Raw genomic sequence first — 17,689 nt, forward strand, 5'->3', positions numbered from 1 at the left:
GCTCAAGCTGCCAGCGCGTGCTGTCCGGCTCGAGCCCGCCCGAGCCGGGCCTGGGCGAGGCGCAGCGCCGCCGTATGAGTCGGCACGCCGTCCGCCTCCGCGCTCTCGAAGATCGTCCGCAGCGTGTGGCCGATGCCCTCTACGCCGCGATCGACGGAATCCTGATCATAGCCGGCGCGCTCGGAGGAGACGCGGATCATCCCGCCTGCATTGATCACGAAGTCCGGTACGTAGAGGATGCCGCGAGCGCGCAACTGCTCGCCATGCTCCTCGCGCGCAAGCTGATTGTTCGCCGCCCCGCCGACGACGCCGCAGCGCAGCCGGGCGATGCTCGTATCGTCCAGCACGGCGCCCATGGCGCAGGGCGAGAAGATGTCGACCTCGGCGGCATAGATCGCCTCGGGAGCCACGGCACGGGCCGAGAACGTCGCAACGGCCCTCGCGACACGGCTCTCGTCGACGTCGCTGACCGTAAGCGACGCCCCCGCCTCGCGCAGAAGCTGGCAGAGATGCCAGCCGACATTGCCCAGCCCCTGGACGGCGACCGAGCGCCCGGACAGGCTCGTCGCGCGCCAGCGATGCCGCGCGGCCGCGTCCAGGCCGTGGAAGACGCCGAGCGCCGTGGTCGGCGACGGGTCGCCGCTGCCGCCGAGCTCGACCGGCAGGCCGACGACATGGCCCGTCGTCTTGCGGACTTCGGCGAAGTCGGCCACCGAGGTTCCGACATCCTCGGCCGTGATGTAGCGGCCGCCGAGCCGCTCGACCGCCCGTCCCATCGCCATGAGCAGCTCCGGCGTCTTCTGCTGGCTGGGATCGCCGATGATCACCGCCTTGCCGCCGCCGAGATCGAGGCCAGCCGCCGCGGCCTTGTAGGTCATCCCGCGCGAGAGCCGAAGCACGTCGCGTAGCGCCGCCTGCTCGTCGGCATAGGGGTACATGCGGCAGCCGCCGAGCGCGGGGCCGAGCGAGGTATCGTGAATCGCGATCAGGGCCCTCAATCCGCTGGCCTCGTCGGAGACGAACACCACCTGCTCGTGATTGGCGAAGGATTCGTGGGAAAACACGGTCATGGCTTGAGCGCTCCGGCGGCTCGGGATGGGGAAGGGCGGCCGCTCGTCGCCGCGAGGCCGAAGCCGCACAGGATCATCGCGGCACCAACGAGGTGGAACGGCCGCACGGGCTCGCCCAGCAGCAGGAAGGCGAGCATGGCGGTGAACAGGGCGACGAGGTGGAAGGAGGCCCCGGTGACGCTCGGACCCAGCGTCGCGACGCAGCGGTTCCAGATGACGAAGGCGAGCAGCGAGGCGAAGACGCCGATATAGAGCACGGCGGCGAGGGGGCCGGGGGCGGTTGGGATCGCCGCGCCGAGCGCCAGTTCCCAGATCCAGAACGGCAGCAGCACGAAAAGCCCCGCCACCATCGTCGCCGCCAGGAAGACGAGCGGATCGAGATCGGTGGGGCGGCGGCGCAGCAGCACCGAGTAGACCGCGTAATTGGCGACCGCGACCAGGACCAGCGGCTCGCCGCCGCTGATGCCCAGCCGCGACAGGGTCGACGGCTCGCCGCGCGCGACGATCCAGGCCACGCCCACGAAGGAGATGGCGATGCCGGCGAGCGTGCGGGCCGAGACACGCTCGACCCCGAGTGCGAAAGCCGCCAGCGGCACCATCAGCGGCAGGGTCGAGTTGAGGAAGGCGACGCTGGCGGCGGGGGCGCTCTGCAAGGCGAGATAGCCGAGCGCATTGTAGCCGGCGATGCCGAAGGCGCCGCAGGCCAGGACGAGCCAGCGGGCACGAAAGAGCGCCTGCCGCTGCGCGCTGAGCGCGCCGAGCACGAAGGGCGCCAGACAGGCGAGCGCGACGAGCCAGCGCCCGACCGCGAGCGAGACCGGCGGGAACGTGTCCGCGAGCGCCCGTCCGAGCACGAGGTTTCCGGCCCAGAACAGGGGCGGCAGGGGCAGCAGCAGCAGCGGCTGGTCCCAGATGCGCCGGAGGATCGGCATCGCCAACCTCACAGCGCGCCTGCGAGGCCGATACGCAGACGCCGGTTGTGCCGGCCCTTGTTGTCGATCTTCAGGATGCGGATCGGCGGCGAGCCGCCGGTCGAGGCGAGGTGGGTGCCGCCGCAGGCCTGCCGGTCGAGGCCGACGATCTCGACGACGCGCACCTGCCCGTCCGCGGTCGGCGGGGGGGCGACCGAGCGCGAGCGGATCAGCCCCGGCTCCGCGAAGGCCGCGGCCTCGGGCAGATAGTCCTGCCGAATGGCGAGGTCTTGCCGGATGAGCGCATTCACCGGCTCCTCGATCGCGCGCAGGCGGTCGTTGTCAGCATCCGGGAGGTCGAAATCGATGCGCGCGGTGCCGTCCTCGTTCATCTGGACGCCGGTGACGAGCGCTCCGTCGAAGCTCTGGAAGACCACCGCGTTGACGATGTGCAGATCGGTGTGGAGCGCGCGCATCAGCTTGCGAAAAGTCGGATCTACCCGGGCTTCCACGGCGCCGGCTGGTAGTTCGATGGGGTCGCCGAGCATAAGCCGAAGCCGGCCTCCCTCGTTCTCGAAGCCGGCGACCGCGACCTCGCCACCGGCCCAGGCCAGTGCGCCGCGATCGGGCAATTGCCCGCCGCCGCCGGGATAGAACGGGCTCTCCGCGAGAACGACCCAGCCCGGTCCCGCCTCGACGACCTCAGTCGCGAGCGCCGGGACCTCCGGATTGTCGAGGCAGAAGTAGCGGGACATGAATCTCATCCTTTCCGCAGTGCCGACAGGGCATCTGCTCGGGAACGAGATTGGCGCGCCGAACCGCGCGGCTATTGGCGGAAATTGAGGACGCGGATCAGACGGTGGTCGCGCGCACCCATTGCAGCGGAGTGATGCCATAGCTGCGCTTGAAATGTCGCGTCAGCGCGCTCTGGTCATAGAAGCCGGCGTCGAGGGCGGCGGCGGCGATGCTCGTGCCGCGGCCGAGCGCGGCGATCGCGGCCTTCAGGCGCAGTTGCGTAAGATAGGCGTGCGGCGTCAGGCCCGTGGTGCGCTTGAATACCGCGATCAACTGGAACGGAGTGAGCCCGACCGTGGCGCCGAGCTCCTCCAGGGTGAGTTCCTCCATGTGACGTTCGCGCATGATCTCACGGACATGGGTGGCCTTGTTGGCATCGCGCGCCGGCAGCGACAGACTGGGCTCGCCGGCGGCGTGGCGCCGGATCAGGGCTCCGAAGCTGCGCAGCAACAGCTCGCGTTCCTCGAAAGGGTCGTTGCCATCGTCGAGAATGCGGTGCAGCTCGAGGAAAGCCTCGATCAGATCGGGATCCCGAAAGCTGTTGCGGCAGAAATAGGCGGTCGCATCGAGCCCGAGCGCGGCATTGAGCGTCTCGATCGCCGGGCGGGTCAGATAGAGCCCGCGATAGCGCCAGCGCGGGCTCCAGCCCATGCGCCCGGAATGCGGCTCGTCGGGATTGAACACGAGCAGCGTCGAGGTCCCGGCCTCGTCGCTCCGTCCCCGGCTCTTGAACTCGGCACCGCCGACCTCTGTCACCGCAACGACGAAGGCCTCGTGGCTGTGGGGCGCATAGTCGTGACTGGTGAAGTCGGCGACGAGACAACTCAGGCCCGGAACCCGAGGGTCGCGCCAGTAGCGGGACGAATTGCGCAGGTCGGTACGGGCCAAGATCCGATCCGGTCGTCAGGAGAGCCGGGATCGTGCAACGATCGTGCCGAGATCGCAACCGAGAGGGGGCTACCGAGGACACGATGGGCAGCGCTCCAAAAGGGGGCGATGAAGGCACTGGCAATGTCGGTCCGGCAGTGGCTGCGAGATCATCGAGAGCGGGGCCTCATGCCATCGCTCTGCCGAGGCTGGCCCGCGCGAGGACATGACGCCGTGTGGCAAGGGGCCCGGCAGTGACCATGGCCATTGGAAGAGTGGCCTTCGGATGAGCGCCGATCCACAGTCCCGTTCACAACGGGGCGCTTGCGATCTTCCAGACGCCGGGCGCCTCAATGTCCGCTTCAAGGCCCATCCGCTATCTCGACTTCTGGCGCGGGCCTACCTGACTTCGTTGACATAGGCGTGCGCAGCAGTCGTCGCGCGATGCCACCCGAGGATCGTGGGCACGCCTGCCTGATCGTATGCGACCTCGTCGATCGTGAGCACGGCTTCACGTCCGCCCAGCTGGAGCAGCGTGATATCCTCGTCGCCGGCGAGGTCGGCGGTGATCTGCTCGCGAACCGCGGAGATCCGGATGCCGTAGCGCTCCAACAGATGGAGATAGAGCAAGGGCGGTAATTCGGCGGTGTCGTGCGGCCAGTCCGGCAGCCGCTCCTCCGCCATGACCAGCTTGTCGTGCATTATCGGGCGGCCATCGACATGGCGGATGCGGTGGACCTTGATCACACCGCCGGTCCTGATCTGCAGTGCTTCGGCCTGTGCCTGCGTGGCGGGCAGGGTCTCGACGCCCAGGAACTGGCTGGTCGAGTGCACGAGGCTGCCATCGGCCCGGTGCAAGCGGAAATATTGGAAGAAGAAGCGCAGGCTGTGATGTGGGGTGCGCCCGGTCACGACCGTGCCGGTCTTGCGGCGACGGGAGAGCAGCCCCTCCGCGACGAGATCGCTCATGGCCCGGCGCACCGTGCCGACTGCGACCCCGAACCCCTGGGCCAAAGCCGTTTCATTGGGCAGCATCATGCCGGGCGGCCACTCGCCAACCAGGATGGCCTCCGACATATGCCGTTTCACGCGCTCATAGAGCGGCGCCGCCTCGCCAGCGCCGAAATTCGGCAGAACCGGTGCTGCCGCGCCGGCGTCATTGCCTGTTCCGGCGCCAGCGCTCGTCGCTTTTTTGGCATTGACAGGGGGCATGCCAGTCTGTCCTATTTCTATATAGTTTATATGAAAGAGGGAGGCCCGCAAATGGTATTGCCAGCTGCGGCGGTTCAAGTGCTCCATCGCAGATCGTGCCGGCGCTGGACAAGCGCGGCTTCGCTGGGCTGAGCGATGGCGGGAACCTCCTCTCCGCGACACCATGAGACTGCGCTGGCAGAGGCAGGCGGCTGGATGTCCGCCCATGTCGACGCTGCCGTCGCCGATCTCGGCCGGATGATCGCGGTCGATACCTCTTTCCCGCCCGGCCTCGGTTACGATGATTTCGCCGGGTTGATGGAAGAACTCGTTGCTCCGCTCGGCTTTGCGACCGAGCGCGTGGCTGTCCCCGAGGCACTCTGGCGCGTTCCGAATGGCCCCGCTGCTGGCCCGCGCACGAATCTGATCGCCAGCCACTCGAGCGGTCGGCCAGCCTGCGGCCTCTATTTCCATGTCGATACGGTGCCCGCCGCCGCCGGGTGGGAAACCGCTCCGCTGCGGTTGGAACGCGATGGCGATCGCCTGATAGGGCTTGGCGCTGCCGACATGAAGGGCTGCATTGCCGCCGTGCTGCTGGCTCTGCGGGCGGCGCGGGTCTGCGGGGTGGCGCTCGCCTATGATCCGATGCTGCTCTTCTGCACCGACGAGGAGGGCGGTCTCTATCCCGGTATCCGCTATCTCGCCGAACAGGGCCGGCTCCCCGATCACACGCTCAACTTCAACGGCAGTGCCGAGGCGCGGATCTGGGCCGGCTGCTTCGGTCTGTTCAACCTGCTCGTCCGGATGCACGGCCAAGCCGTCCATGCCGGCGAAGGCAATCGCAAGGGTTCCGGGCTCAATGCGATCGACGCCGCGCTGCCGCTGCTCAATGCGCTGACGGAACTGAAGGAAAAGGTCGCGACGCGTATCTCGGCCTTGCCGCCGCCGCCGGGCAAGCCGCCGCTCGCGGCCCAGCTCAATCTCGCCGCGATCTCGGGTGGTACGGCCGGCGGGCAGGTTCCGGCTCTCGTCGAGCTGACGGTCAACCGGCGCTATGCGCCCGAGGAGCGCTTCGAGGAGGCGCTCGCTGAGATCGAGGAGGTGATCCGCCGCAGCACGGCTGCCATGCCGGGCCTCTCGGTCGAAACGGCGCTGGTCGGTCATCTCATGCCGACCGCGGATCCGGCGGGGCCGCATTGGCCGCGCTGGCAGGCTGCCATGGGCGCTGGCTTCGGCTATGCGCCGGAAGAATTCCGGAAATGGGGCGCAGCAAGCTGTTCCGATTTCGGCTGGGTCCAGCGCGCCACCGGGCAGAGCGAAGTGCTGCTCGGCGGCCTCGGCCGGCCCGACCGCAACATCCATTCGCCCGGCGAATACACGACGGTGCCTGACATCGTCTCGCTGGCGAAGTCCGTGCTCGCCTATCTCGCCGTCGATTTCAGACCCGACATCAACCCCGATCTGCCCTCGTCCCAGAGCTGAAGGAGCGTTCCATGCCGAGCATCCATCGTCGCGATTTCCTCGCCGCCTCCGCTGCTCTGAGCGGCCTTGCCATATCCGGCCTGCCGGCCTTCGCGCAGACACCGCGGCGAGGCGGCACGCTGCGCGTCAGCGTCGACCAGGCGGTTGCGAAGCTCAATCCGCTCGTCACCCGCGTGAACCCGGAATACCTCGTTGCCGAGTTGCTCTATTCCGGTCTGACGCGGCTCAAGGTCGACATGAGCGCTGAGCCTGATCTGGCCGAATCCTGGACCAACTCGGCCGATCTGACCGAGTGGACCTTCGTCCTGCGCAAGGGCCTGAGCTTCCATGACGGCTCGCCCTGCACGGCGGCCGACGTGGTTGCGACCTTCGAGGCTATCCTCGATGCGAAGACGGCCTCGCCGGCGCGCCAGAATGTCGGCCCCATCGCCAAGGTTGCGGCCAAGGACGATACTACCGTCGTCTTCACGCTCTCGGCGCCTTTCGCCGACCTGCCGGTGACGCTGGCCTACACCAACGCCAAGATCGTGCCGGCCGCCGTGATCAAGGGCGGGCTGGAGAAGCTCGACCGCCAGGCGATCGGCACCGGTCCGTTCAAGCTCGTCTCCTTCGAGCCGGAGCGGCAGATCGTCGTCACCCGCAACGACGCCTATTACGACAAGGCCCGGCCTTATCTCGACAAGATCGAGGTCATGGTCTTCCCGGATGTCAGCGCGGAGGCTTCCGCGCTGATCGTGGGCGACACCGACCTGATCTCCACGACGCCGCCGACCGAATTCGGGCGCCTGCAGAAGGCGAACGGCGTCAAGGCGCTGCGCGTGCCTTCGGGCCAGTTCTGCAATGTCAATTTCGGTTGCGACCAGAAGCCCTTCAACGACGTGCGCGTCCGCCAGGCACTGGCGCTCACCGTCGACCGCGCCGCGATGGTGGATTTCGTCACCGAGGGCTTCGGCTCGCCGGGCAACGACACGCCGCTAAGCCCCGCTTATCGCTTCTACGCCGACCTGCCGGCCAAGAAAGCCGATATCGCCAAGGCCAAGGCGCTGCTCGCGGAAGCCGGCTATCCGAAAGGGCTCGAGGCGACGCTGATCGCATCCGACCGGCCGGGCCAGCGCACCCAGCTCGCCGTGGCGCTACGCGAGATGGCCAAACCCGCCGGCTTCGACATCAAGGTCGAGACCATGCCGCACGCGACCTATCTCGACCAGGTCTGGAAGAAGGGCTCGTTCTATGTCGGCTTCTACAACATGCAGGCGACGGCCGACGCCATCTTCTCTCTGCTCTACACCTCCAACGCCGCCTGGAACGAGACGCGCTGGAACAACACCGCGTTCGACAAGCTGATTTTCGAGGCGCGCGCCACGGTCGACGAGGCCAAGCGCCGGGCGCTCTACGCCGAGGCACAGAAGCTGATGTATGACGAGGTTCCATCGATCATCCCGGCCTTCTTCGATCTGCTCGGCGCGCAGCGCGAATGGGTGCAGGGCTATCAGCTCCATCCGCGCGGCGCGGTCTTCCGGCTCGATTTCGTCTCGCTCGGCGCCAACGCGCCGAAGCGCGGCTGAACGAAGCGGGGCAGCGGGCGTGTCGCCGGCCTATATTCTCAAGCGCATCTTGCTGATCGGCTACACGCTCCTCGTCGTGTCGCTGATCGTCTTCGCGATCACCCAGATCCTGCCGGCGGATGCCGCCGTCATGATGCTGGGCGAAAATGCGACGCCGGACGCGCTGGCGGCCCTGCGCGTCCAGATGGGGCTGAACGACCCCATCTGGATGCAGTATCTGCACTGGCTCGGCGGGGTCGTCAGGGGCGATTTCGGCGTATCGATGCGCACCGGCCAGCCGGTCGCGCCGGCCATGCTGGAAGCGCTTGGCCGCTCGCTGTTGCTCGCCTTGTTCTCGATCCTGCTGATGCTGGCGGTCGCGATCCCGCTCGGCATCGTCGCGGCTGTCAGGCGGGGCAGGGCGGCCGATCTCGGCGTCAGCTTTCTCTCCTATATCGGCGTCTCGCTGCCGGAATTCGTCACGGCGACGCTGGTCGTACTTGTGCTAGCCGATTGGCTGCAATGGCTGCCGGCGACGGGCTATGTGCCGCTGACCGAGGACCCGCTGCGTGGCCTGAAGCACCTCGTCCTGCCGGTGCTGACGGTGTCGCTGATCCTGATCGCGCATGTCTCGCGCATGGTGCGGTCGGAACTCGTCGACGTGCTGCATTCCGACTATATCCGCGCCGCCCGGCTGAAAGGGCTGTCGAAGCGGCAGGTACTGTTCAAGCACGCGCTGCGCAATGCGCTGCTGCCGACCATCACCATCGTCGCGCTCGATGTCGGTTATCTGCTCGGCGGCGTCATCGTGGTCGAGGAGATCTTCGCGTTGCCCGGCATCGGGCGCCAGCTCATCGTCGCGATCCAGGCGCGCGACCTACCCTCGATCCAGGCGGGCGCGCTGATCATGGCGACGACTTATGCCGTCGCCAATTTCCTCGCCGACATCGCCTATGCCTGGCTCGACCGGAGGATCCAGTATGATTGAGATCCTCAAGCGCATGCTGCGTTCGCCGCAAGGCGCGCTCGGCCTCGTCATCGTCGGGCTGATCTTGCTCGTCGTGATCGTCGGGCCATGGCTTGCGCCCTACGACCCCGAGAAGATGGCGCCGCTGATGCGCTATAAGCCGCCGAGCGCCCAGTTCTGGCTCGGCACCGACCAATACGGGCGCGATATCCTGAGCCGGCTGCTGCACGGCGCTCGCGCCACCGTCGTCATGGCCGTGCTGGCGACTGCGCTGGGGACGCTTGTCGGTGCCGTCATCGGCACGGTCTCGGCCTTCTTGGGCGGGCGCAGCGACGAAGCGATCATGCGCACCGTCGATGCGATCATGTCGATCCCGAGCCTGCTGCTGGCGCTGCTGATCGTGAACCTGCTCGGCAAGAGCAGCAGCAATGCACTGCTCGCGATCGCGCTCGCCTTCGCGCCCGGCATGGCCCGCGTGACGCGCTCTGTCGCACTCGCCGTGCGCAAGCAGGATTACGTGAATGCGGCGATCGCGCGGGGCGAAAGCGCGGCCTTCATCGTCTGGCGCGAGATGCTGCCGAATGTGGTGGCGCCGATCATCGTCGAGATGACGATCCGCGTCGCCTTCGCCGTAATGCTGTTCGCGACGCTCTCCTTCCTGGGGTTGGGCGCCCAGCCCCCGGCCTCCGAATGGGGGCTGATGGTCGCGGAGGCGCGCCGCTTCATGCATCTGAGCGCCTGGATGATCCTGTGGCCGAGCCTCGCCGTCGCGCTCGTCGCGATCGGCTTCAACCTGCTCGGCGACGGGCTGCGCGACGCGCTGAACCCGAGGACCTGAGCGATGAGCGAACCGATCCTCGACATCGCCGGCTATGGTCTCGACTACGCGACGCCGGCCGGCTTCACCCGCGCGCTCGACGATGTGTCGCTGTCCGTCGCCAAGGGCGAGGTGCTCGGCCTTGTCGGCGAATCCGGCTCCGGCAAGACCTCGCTCGCCTGGGCGATCATGCGCTACCTGCCCGCGACCGCCCGCGAGGCGGGCAGCATCCGCCTGACCGGGCAGGACCTTCTCAAGGCATCCGAAGCCGAGATCGACGCGATCCGCGGCAAGCGCATCGGCATGGTCTTCCAGGACCCGAGCACCTCGCTCAACCCGACGCTGCCGCTCGGCGAGCAACTCGCCGAGGTGCTGGTGCGCCATCGCGGCCTGACGCGCCGGCAGGCCTGGGCCGAGGGGGAGGAGCGCCTCGCCCATGTCGGCCTGAAGGTGCCCCGGCAGATGATGCGGCGCTATCCGCATGAGGCCTCCGGCGGCGAGAAGCAGCGTGTCGTCATCGCCACGGCCTTCGCCTGCCAGCCGGAATGCATCATCTTCGACGAGCCGACCACGGCGCTCGACGTCATCACCGCCCGGCAGATCCTCGACCTCTTCAAGGAATTGCAGGCCGAGACCGGCGTGGCCTCGCTCTACATCTCGCACGATCTCGCGCTGGTTTCGCAGATCTCCATGAAGGTCGCGGTGATCCATCGTGGCAGAATCGTCGAGAAGGGCGCCGTCGGCGACGTCTTCGCTCGACCGCAGGACGCCTATACGAAAAAACTGCTGGCCGCCGTACCGCGGCCGGACCACCGGCTGGTCGACACGGAGGCACCCGTAGCGGCCAAGCCGCTGGTCGAGGTCGAGAAGGTCAGCGTGCTCTATGGCCGCAAGCCCTTCCTCGCCGGCCTGCTCGGCCGGGCGAATACGCAATTCACTGGCAATCGCGAGGTCAGCCTGTCGGTGATGCCGGGCGAAATCCTCGGCATCGTCGGCGAGTCCGGTTCGGGCAAATCGACGCTCGCCAAGGCGATGACGGGGCTCAATCGCTTTGAGGGCGAGATCCGCTTCGCCGGCCGCCGCATCACCGGCCTCGGCGACATGGACCGGGCCTATCGCCGCGACGTCCAGATCATCTTCCAACATCCGGATTCCTCGCTCAATCCGCGCCAGCGCATTCGTGAGATCCTGTCGCGACCGCTTGCGCTCTACGGCGAGCCGGGCGGCCGCCGGGACGCGGCTGCGATAGGCGAATTGCTGGAGCAGGTTCGACTGCCGGCGGCTTATGCCGAGCGCTATCCGCACCAGCTTTCCGGCGGCGAGAAGCAGCGCGTCGCCATCGCGCGTGCCTTCGCCTCCAAGCCGAAGCTGGTGATCTGCGATGAGATCACCTCGGCGCTCGACGTCTCCGTGCAGGCCTCCGTGGTGGAGCTCCTGGTCGATCTGCAGAAGCGCTTCGGCACGGCCTATCTCTTCATCACCCACGATCTCAATTTGGTGCGCCAGATCGCCCACCGGATCGCGGTGATGTACCGCGGCGACCTCGTCGATCTCGTCGATATAGCGGCGCTCTCGACCGGGCCCCTCCACCCCTACACCCAATCCCTGCTCGAAGCCGTGCCCGCCCCGGCCACGGCCGCCTGACATTCGAGGCCATGACGATGAATCCCCGCGACCTGATCCATTCGCTCGACGAGAAGGCCTGCCTCGCGCTCCTCTCGGACTGGGCGAAGCACAAGAGCTATTCGGAGACCGAGGGCGAGAAGGCGCTGGTCCGCCACGTCGTCGGCCAGATGACGGCGATGGGCATCGAGGCCGAAGAGCAACCCTTCGACGAGGGGCGCCGCGCCAATGCCATCGGTCGCTGGAAGGGCACCGGCGGTGGCAAGAGCCTGCTGTTCAACGGCCATCTCGACACCAATCCGGCGACCGAGGGCTGGACCGTCGATCCCTGGGGCGGCCTGGTCGACGACGAGTTCATCTACGGCATCGGCGTCTCCAACATGAAGGCGGGCGATGCCGCCTCCTATTGCGCGGTCAAGACCCTGCTCGATGCCGGGGTGAAGCTGAAGGGCGATGTGATCCTGACCTATGTCGTCGGCGAATTGCAGGGCGGCGTCGGCACGGTGGCGGCGATCCGCAACGGCATCCGCGCCGATTATTTCGTCAACAGCGAGCCGACGGACGTGCAGGCCGTTACGATGCACGCCTGCGCCTTCTCCTTCGTGATAGAACTCACCGGCAATACCCGTCACCTCTCCAAGCGCGAGCAGGCGGTCGATGCGATCATGGCCGCCTGCGACCTGATCCCGCGCCTCAACGCGATGACGTTTTCCGGCGCACCCTCGCCCGAGCATAAATCGATCAACCGCGTCCATGTCGGCGTCGTCCATGGCGCGCTGGGCAAGGAGCTGCACGAGTGGCGCGCGCCGCAGGTCGCGGATTACTGCAAGCTCAAGGGCTCTGGCCGCTATGCGCCCGGGCAGACGCAAGAGGGCGCGCTCGCCGACATGAAACGCGAGCTCGCCGCGCTGGAGCAGCGCTTCCCGGGCCTGAAGACCGCGATCCGAATCGAGAAGAAGGAAGGGCATCAGTCGATGCCGGCCTTCGAGGTCGCCAAGGACGCGCGCATCGTGAAGACCGTCAACGCGGCCTATGAGGCGGTGCGCGGCGAAAAGCAGCCGACGGGGGCGATCAAGCCGCCGGGTTTCTTCGGCACCGATGCCGGTCATCTCTATGCCGAGGCCGGGATGGAGGGCATCGTCTGCGGGCCGGGCGGGCGCTACAACACCATGCCCGACGAGCGCGTCGAGATCCGCGATTTCCTCGACATGGTCCGCATCTACATGCTGACCATCCTCGATATCTGCGAGGTGGCGTGAGGCCACTCTTCACGCGTGAGGAGTTCGCAGGGCGGGTCGCCAAGGCCCGCCTCGCGATGGCCGAAGCGGGCGCCGAACTGCTGCTCGTCGACCATGCCGAGTTCCTGGCATGGCTGACTGGCTACACCGTCTCGGAGACGATGTACCGCGCCGCCTTCCTGCCGCGCGAGGGCGAGCCTTGGTTCGTGCTGCGCGAGCTCGATGCCGGGCCCTGCCGCGATGCCTGCTGGTTCACCGACATCGTCGGCTTCCCGGACACGGCCGAGCCGCAGGCCGTGATGGCCGAGGAAATCCGCCGTCGCGGCTTTGCGCAGGCCGGGATCGGTGCCGATCACGCTTCGTATGGCTTCACCATGCAGACGCGTGAACGCTTCGGCGCGCTGCTGCCCGATGCGTCCTTCATCGACCTGCCGTGCGCGAGCGACTTGCTACGGGCCGTGAAGTCGCCGGCGGAAATCGCCTTGATCGCGGACGCCGCGGGCATTGCCGACAAAGCGATGGCCGCCATCGCCGCGCAGGCCGAACCGGGAATCTCGCCGCGCGCCGCGGCCGCCATCGCCGCGGCCTGCTTCCTGGAGAACGGCGCCGATAGCGGGGAGACCGGGCCGATCGTGCCGGGCGTGGGCAATCACGAATTCCTGCACGGCGTGATGACCGCCCATCCGCTCGGCGACGGCGACATCCTGCATGTCGAGCTGATCCCGAAGGTGCGCAATTACGGCGCCCGGCTGATGCGGCCGGTGCTGATCGGCACGGACCGGCGCGGCCTGTCGCCGGTCGCCGAACGGCTCGTGGCCTTGCAGGACCGGCAGATCGCTGCGATGCGGTCGGGAGCGCGCGCCTGCGATGTCGACGCGATCCTGCGCGACGGCGTGCTCACCGAGCGCTTGCGCCCAGTGTACGACAACGTCACCGGCTATGCGCTCGGCCTGTACGGCCGCACGCCTCGTACCAGCGATTTCTCCCGTGTCTTCCTGCCGAATGCCCGCTGGCGACTCGAAGCCGGCATGGTCTTTCACATGTACGTCTCGGCCGGGGGGCTGGGTTTCAGCGAAACCGTTGTCGTCGAAGCCGACGGCGGAAGGCGGTTGACCTCCACGGCGCGCAAGATGCTCCCGGCCGGCCCAAACTAAACCGCGACATTTTCGCCCTTGCCCACGTCAGGAGCTAATTTGTCCGACGTAGCAAGGAGCCGCGGGAGCAGGCGTCCGCTTTCCGGTATTGATCCAATGCCGGCATTTGGCGCTTCTTCGTCGCCTCAGGCCGATCTTGATCGGCGGGATGCGCTCGCCCTCCAAGCGGATCTCACGATAGGGCGAGTCCTCGAGGATGATCAGGTCATGGGCGTTGGCGATCTCCACCAGCCGCTTGCGCCGCGCCAGGCTCATGGTGACGCCGGTCGGGTTCTGGAAATCCGGGACCGTGTAGATGAACTTCGCCCCCCGATTGGCCTTCAGCGCCGCATCGAGCGCCTCGACATCCATGCCGTCCCCGTCCATGCCGATCGTGACATAACGCTGCTCGCAGGAGTTGAAGGCGATCAGCGCACCAAGGAAGGTCGGGTCCTCGACGACGATGATGTCGTCCTTGTCGACCAGCATCTTGGCGACGAGGTCGAGCCCCTGTTGGCCGCCCTGCAGGATCAGGACCTCGTCGGCGGTGCAGGCCACGCCATCCCGCGTCATCCGTTCGGCGATCTGGCAGCGCAGCAGCGGCATGCCGTTCGAGACGGTGTATTGCAGCGCCTCCTGCCCGTTCTCGGCGAGCGTTTTGCGGAAAACCTGGTCCAGCCCCTCGATCGGAAACAGCGAGGCGTCGGGATAGCCGCCGCCGAAGGAGATCACGTTGGGATCGGCGCCGAGGCGCAGGAGCTCGCGGATGGCGGAGGGCTTGACCCGGCTCATCCGGGCGGCGAGGCGATGCGTCATGGCTTTTGTCTCCGGCGCTCAGGCAGCCGCGGCAGTGGCGTCGAGCTCGACGGCGCCGACGCCAGCGAGTTCGAAGCGATAGGTTTCGCTTTCGGTGGGGAAACGGGTGGTGACGAGGCTTCCGGTCATCACGATCTCGCCGGCGCGCAGGCTCTGCCCCTTCGCCGCCAGCGCATTGGCCAGCCAGGCGAGCGGCGCGAAGGGATGGCCGAGGACGTCGCGGCCATGGCCGCGGTCGAGCTCGCTGCCATTGCGGCTGACCACGCCGGAGACGGCATCGAGCGCCGGCCAGCTGCTCCGGAATTCCGAGAGCACCACGCCGCCATTCCACGAATTGTCGGCAACAAGCGAGAGCACGTCGAGCTCGGCATAGTCGGCCGCGCGGTCGTCGATGATCTCGAAGGCCGCGCAGACCCCGGCGACATGGGCCGCGATGCTCTCCGGCGTCCAGGCCGGGCCTCCGACGGGGAGATCGCTGGCCATGCGCACCGCGATCTCGAATTCGAGACCCATGCGACCGTAATCGGCGATTGCGACGCGCGCGCTGGAAGGATGCAGCCGGTCGGCCAGCACGACGCCGGCGATCGGCTGGTCGATGCCGCACATCACCTGCATGCGCTGCGAGGTCAGGCCGATCTTGTAGCCGACGGCTGCACCGCAGCGCGGCTTCAAGAGCGAGACATCGTGCTCTTGCACGTCATAGGCATCATCGAGCGAGGTGATGCCGTTAGCCGCGGCGAAGGGGCGGAACTTCTCCTTCCCATCATGATCCCCGATCAGCCGCGCGGCCAAGCCACCCCTGTCCATCATCATGTCCTCCTGACCCGGTCCTGTTGCCGCCGGGGTGAAACGATCGATTCCCAGGAGCCCTAAGCGGCAGCCATGACCTCGGCGAAGCGCCGCACGGCCGGGATTATGCGTTCAGGCACGGTATTGCCGAAGCCGAAGACGAAACCTGTCGCCGTCCGGTCCTGCAAGCGGTAGCGCGAGAGGGCTGGCGCATCGATGCCGCGCTGCCTCGCCGCATTGGTGACGGCGGCGTCGTCCAGTGGTCCCAGCGCATGGGCCGTCAGGTGCAATCCTGCTGTGACGTCGGGAATGAGCAGCCGGTCTCCGAGGGTTTGCCTGAGGGCATCGACCAGGATCGTCGCCCGCTCGCGATAGATGAGCCGCATGCGCCTGACATGCTTCGCGAGAAGCGCCTGCGGCATGTCCGCCTTCCAGGTCCAGCGCCTGATCGTGCTGCCGATCGCGCTCCGGCTCATGCTGCCCGCCTACAGCAACCAGGCGATCGGCATGCTGAAGGGCACCTCGCTCGCCAGCACGATCACGCTGATGGAGTTGACCGGCGTCGCCAACACCATCGTCGCCAGCACCTTCTCCCCCTACGAGGTCTTCATCATGGCGGCGCTGATCCACCTCGCGATCACGCTCGTGATCGCGCGTTGCTTCAAATACCTCGGATACGCGCTCGGCAAGCACCAGCGTCCGCTCGAGAGCACAGCTGCAATTCCCGGACAGGTCCGCCATGCCGACTAGCGACATCAGGAACTTCATCGCCTTCGCCCAGGGGCTGACTGATGCCAGCGGCGCGATCATCCGCGAGGCCGCCCGCGGGAACAACGCCTTCGTCTCCAAGGGCGACGACAGCCCGGTCACCGAGATCGACCGTGGCGTCGAGACCGAATTGCGTCGCCGCATCGGCGAGGCCTTTCCGGAGCACGGCATCCAGGGCGAGGAATTCGGCGCGCAGGCGACCGATGCCGAGTATGTCTGGGTGCTCGACCCGATCGACGGCACCAAGGCCTTCGTCGCCGGCATCCCGGTCTTCGGCACGCTGATCGCGCTCACTCGCCGCGGCACCTCCATCCTCGGCGTCATCGACCAGCCGATGACGCGAGAGCGCTGGATCGGCGCCGAGGGTTACCCGACCACCCTGAACGACATCCGCGTCGCGACCTCCGGCCGCAAGTTCCTTGCCGAATCTGTTCTCTCGACCAGCAATATCGAGCTCTATGACGCCGAGACCCTGCCGGTCTTCCAGGCCCTGCGCTCGTCGGTGCATTGGTGCGTCTATGGCGGGAGCTGCTATTCCTACGGGCGGCTCGCCTCGGGCGGGATCGACATCGCGATCGACCGCTTCACCACCCCGCACGACGTGCTCGCCCATGTTCCGGTTATCGCCAATGCCGGTGGCGTCATCACCGACTGGGACGGTGCCCCGCTGACCCTGCATTCGAGCGGGCACTGCCTCGCCGCGGCCAATCCCGAGTTGCATCAGGTGGCGCTCAGCCGGATCGCGGCCCCGCGCGCCGGGATCGTGCCGGCGGCGTGAGCCGACCGACCAGCGCACCAACTTCAGCCAGGTTAGCCATCATGCCCACCAAGTCCCGGACCCGGAGCGAGATCGTCGAGGCCATGAAGGAGACCGCGCGCATCGGTGGCGCCTCGCTCGCCGAGAATTTTGCCCGTCTCTCGGCCCTGCCCATCCTGGAAAAGGGCCCGTCCGATTTCGTCTCCGCCGCCGATATCGAATCCGAGCGCCTGATCGTCGCCTATCTCAATGAGAAACTGCCCGAGGTCGCGGTGCTCGGCGAGGAAGGCGCCGCATCCCCGGATGCAGGCAACGGGCTCAGGATCATCATCGACCCGCTCGACGGCACCAACAATTTCCTGCACGGCATCCCGCAATTCTCGGCCTCGCTCGCCCTGATGGAAGGCGACGAGGTCACGGCGGGCGTGACCTATAATCCACTCAGCGGCGAGATGTTCTGGGCCGCAGCCGGAGAAGGCGCCTATCTCGGCGACAGGAGGCTGAATGGCTCCAGCCGCAAGTCCCTCGCCCATGCGGTCGTTGGAACCTGCTTCCCCTATAATGGCAAGGGCGACACCGAAAAGGCGGCCCGAGAGATGGCCGCGATCATGCCCCGCGTCTCGGGCATCCGCAGCCCCGGCTCGGCCGCGCTGGAGATTGCCTATGTCGCGGAAGGCTGCTTCGACGGCTTCTGGACCTCAGGCGCAAAGCTCGATCTCTGGGACCTCGCCGCGGGGGTGATTATCGCACGGGAGGCCGGATGCCTCGCGACCGAGACCCGCGCCAATTCCACAGCCACTTCATCGAGATTTTTCGCTCGGCCTGTGCAGAAGAGGCGCTGGATGGAGCAGCCCTCTTAGCCGAGCCGCGATAACAATGTCTGGCTTATGGCGACCTCTCAATGTCCGTAGTTGGCGCAAC

18 protein-coding genes are annotated in these 17,689 nt (G+C 67.2%); 10 read left to right on the top strand and 8 right to left on the bottom strand.

All coding sequences use genetic code 11. From position 1 onward, the window contains the following. Nucleotides 1-2: 2 nt before the first annotated feature. The 5 genes from AC1DIN_RS09835 to AC1DIN_RS09855 form a co-directional block, all read right to left on the bottom strand. Nucleotides 3-1,070: a Glu/Leu/Phe/Val family dehydrogenase gene (locus AC1DIN_RS09835; RefSeq protein WP_476809611.1), complete on the bottom strand. Its 1,068-nt coding sequence runs from the start codon at nt 1,068-1,070 to the stop codon at nt 3-5. Continuing rightward, nucleotides 1,067-2,002, bottom strand: coding sequence for a DMT family transporter (locus tag AC1DIN_RS09840; RefSeq protein ID WP_476809612.1), 936 nt, complete (start codon nt 2,000-2,002; stop codon nt 1,067-1,069). The genes AC1DIN_RS09835 and AC1DIN_RS09840 overlap by 4 nt, the downstream gene beginning before the upstream one ends. An 8-nt stretch (nt 2,003-2,010) precedes the next feature. After that, entirely contained in the window at nt 2,011-2,736 is a 726-nt protein-coding gene (locus AC1DIN_RS09845; protein WP_476809613.1) for an alanyl-tRNA editing protein, read from the bottom strand. A gap of 97 nt (nt 2,737-2,833) precedes the next feature. Beyond that, the gene (locus AC1DIN_RS09850) at nt 2,834-3,664 is read right to left on the bottom strand and encodes a helix-turn-helix domain-containing protein (RefSeq protein ID WP_476809614.1); all 831 of its coding nucleotides are present in this window, start codon (nt 3,662-3,664) and stop codon (nt 2,834-2,836) included. A gap of 378 nt (nt 3,665-4,042) precedes the next feature. Further along, on the bottom strand, nt 4,043-4,933 hold the full coding sequence (locus AC1DIN_RS09855; protein WP_476809615.1) for a GntR family transcriptional regulator: 891 nt from the start codon (nt 4,931-4,933) through the stop codon (nt 4,043-4,045). Between the two features lie 117 nt (nt 4,934-5,050). Here AC1DIN_RS09855 and AC1DIN_RS09860 point away from each other — a divergent pair, with 117 nt between their 5' ends. From AC1DIN_RS09860 to AC1DIN_RS09890, 7 genes are read left to right on the top strand one after another with little or no spacing between them, the layout of a single operon-like run. After that, on the top strand, nt 5,051-6,316 hold the full coding sequence (locus tag AC1DIN_RS09860) for a M20 family metallopeptidase (protein ID WP_476809616.1): 1,266 nt from the start codon (nt 5,051-5,053) through the stop codon (nt 6,314-6,316). An 11-nt stretch (nt 6,317-6,327) separates the two neighbouring features. Further along, nucleotides 6,328-7,881 (top strand): ABC transporter substrate-binding protein, encoded by a 1,554-nt coding sequence (locus AC1DIN_RS09865; RefSeq protein WP_476809617.1) that lies wholly within the window; start codon nt 6,328-6,330, stop codon nt 7,879-7,881. Nucleotides 7,882-7,900: 19 nt separating this feature from the next. Beyond that, the gene (locus AC1DIN_RS09870; protein WP_476809618.1) at nt 7,901-8,848 is read left to right on the top strand and encodes an ABC transporter permease; all 948 of its coding nucleotides are present in this window, start codon (nt 7,901-7,903) and stop codon (nt 8,846-8,848) included. Then, nucleotides 8,841-9,665 carry an ABC transporter permease gene (locus tag AC1DIN_RS09875; RefSeq protein WP_476809619.1) on the top strand — a complete coding sequence of 275 codons (825 nt, stop codon included), beginning with the start codon at nt 8,841-8,843 and terminating at the stop codon, nt 9,663-9,665. The genes AC1DIN_RS09870 and AC1DIN_RS09875 overlap by 8 nt, the downstream gene beginning before the upstream one ends. A 3-nt stretch (nt 9,666-9,668) precedes the next feature. Next, the gene (locus AC1DIN_RS09880) at nt 9,669-11,288 is read left to right on the top strand and encodes a dipeptide ABC transporter ATP-binding protein (RefSeq protein WP_476809620.1); all 1,620 of its coding nucleotides are present in this window, start codon (nt 9,669-9,671) and stop codon (nt 11,286-11,288) included. Nucleotides 11,289-11,305: 17 nt separating this feature from the next. Continuing rightward, nucleotides 11,306-12,526: a M20 family metallopeptidase gene (locus AC1DIN_RS09885; protein WP_476809748.1), complete on the top strand. Its 1,221-nt coding sequence runs from the start codon at nt 11,306-11,308 to the stop codon at nt 12,524-12,526. Beyond that, complete coding sequence (locus tag AC1DIN_RS09890; RefSeq protein WP_476809621.1) at nt 12,523-13,659, top strand: M24 family metallopeptidase; 1,137 nt, start codon at nt 12,523-12,525, stop codon at nt 13,657-13,659. Before AC1DIN_RS09885 ends, AC1DIN_RS09890 begins: the two co-directional genes overlap by 4 nt. A 27-nt stretch (nt 13,660-13,686) precedes the next feature. On the opposite strand, the gene AC1DIN_RS09895 is transcribed toward AC1DIN_RS09890, so the two are convergent. Genes AC1DIN_RS09895 through AC1DIN_RS09905 form a run of 3 tightly spaced genes read right to left on the bottom strand, consistent with a single transcriptional unit; the run spans nt 13,687 to nt 15,665 of the window. Continuing rightward, nucleotides 13,687-14,454 carry an aminotransferase-like domain-containing protein gene (locus tag AC1DIN_RS09895; protein WP_476809622.1) on the bottom strand — a complete coding sequence of 256 codons (768 nt, stop codon included), beginning with the start codon at nt 14,452-14,454 and terminating at the stop codon, nt 13,687-13,689. Nucleotides 14,455-14,472: 18 nt separating this feature from the next. After that, on the bottom strand, nt 14,473-15,264 hold the full coding sequence (locus tag AC1DIN_RS09900; protein ID WP_476809623.1) for a 2-keto-4-pentenoate hydratase: 792 nt from the start codon (nt 15,262-15,264) through the stop codon (nt 14,473-14,475). 59 nt (nt 15,265-15,323) lie between these two features. Further along, a complete protein-coding gene (locus AC1DIN_RS09905) occupies nt 15,324-15,665 on the bottom strand; it encodes a hypothetical protein (RefSeq protein ID WP_476809624.1) in 342 nt (113 codons plus the stop codon). Here AC1DIN_RS09905 and AC1DIN_RS09910 point away from each other — a divergent pair. From AC1DIN_RS09910 to AC1DIN_RS09920, 3 genes are read left to right on the top strand one after another with little or no spacing between them, the layout of a single operon-like run. Next, the gene (locus AC1DIN_RS09910) at nt 15,664-15,993 is read left to right on the top strand and encodes a hypothetical protein (protein ID WP_476809625.1); all 330 of its coding nucleotides are present in this window, start codon (nt 15,664-15,666) and stop codon (nt 15,991-15,993) included. The two genes, AC1DIN_RS09905 and AC1DIN_RS09910, sit on opposite strands and share 2 nt — an antisense overlap. Then, nucleotides 15,983-16,789 (top strand): inositol monophosphatase family protein, encoded by an 807-nt coding sequence (locus AC1DIN_RS09915; RefSeq protein ID WP_476809626.1) that lies wholly within the window; start codon nt 15,983-15,985, stop codon nt 16,787-16,789. The genes AC1DIN_RS09910 and AC1DIN_RS09915 overlap by 11 nt, the downstream gene beginning before the upstream one ends. 41 nt (nt 16,790-16,830) lie before the next feature. Further along, nucleotides 16,831-17,628, top strand: coding sequence for an inositol monophosphatase family protein (locus AC1DIN_RS09920; RefSeq protein WP_476809627.1), 798 nt, complete (start codon nt 16,831-16,833; stop codon nt 17,626-17,628). Nucleotides 17,629-17,689 lie beyond the last annotated feature (61 nt).

Source organism: Allobosea sp. 05T438 (assembly GCF_056396025.1).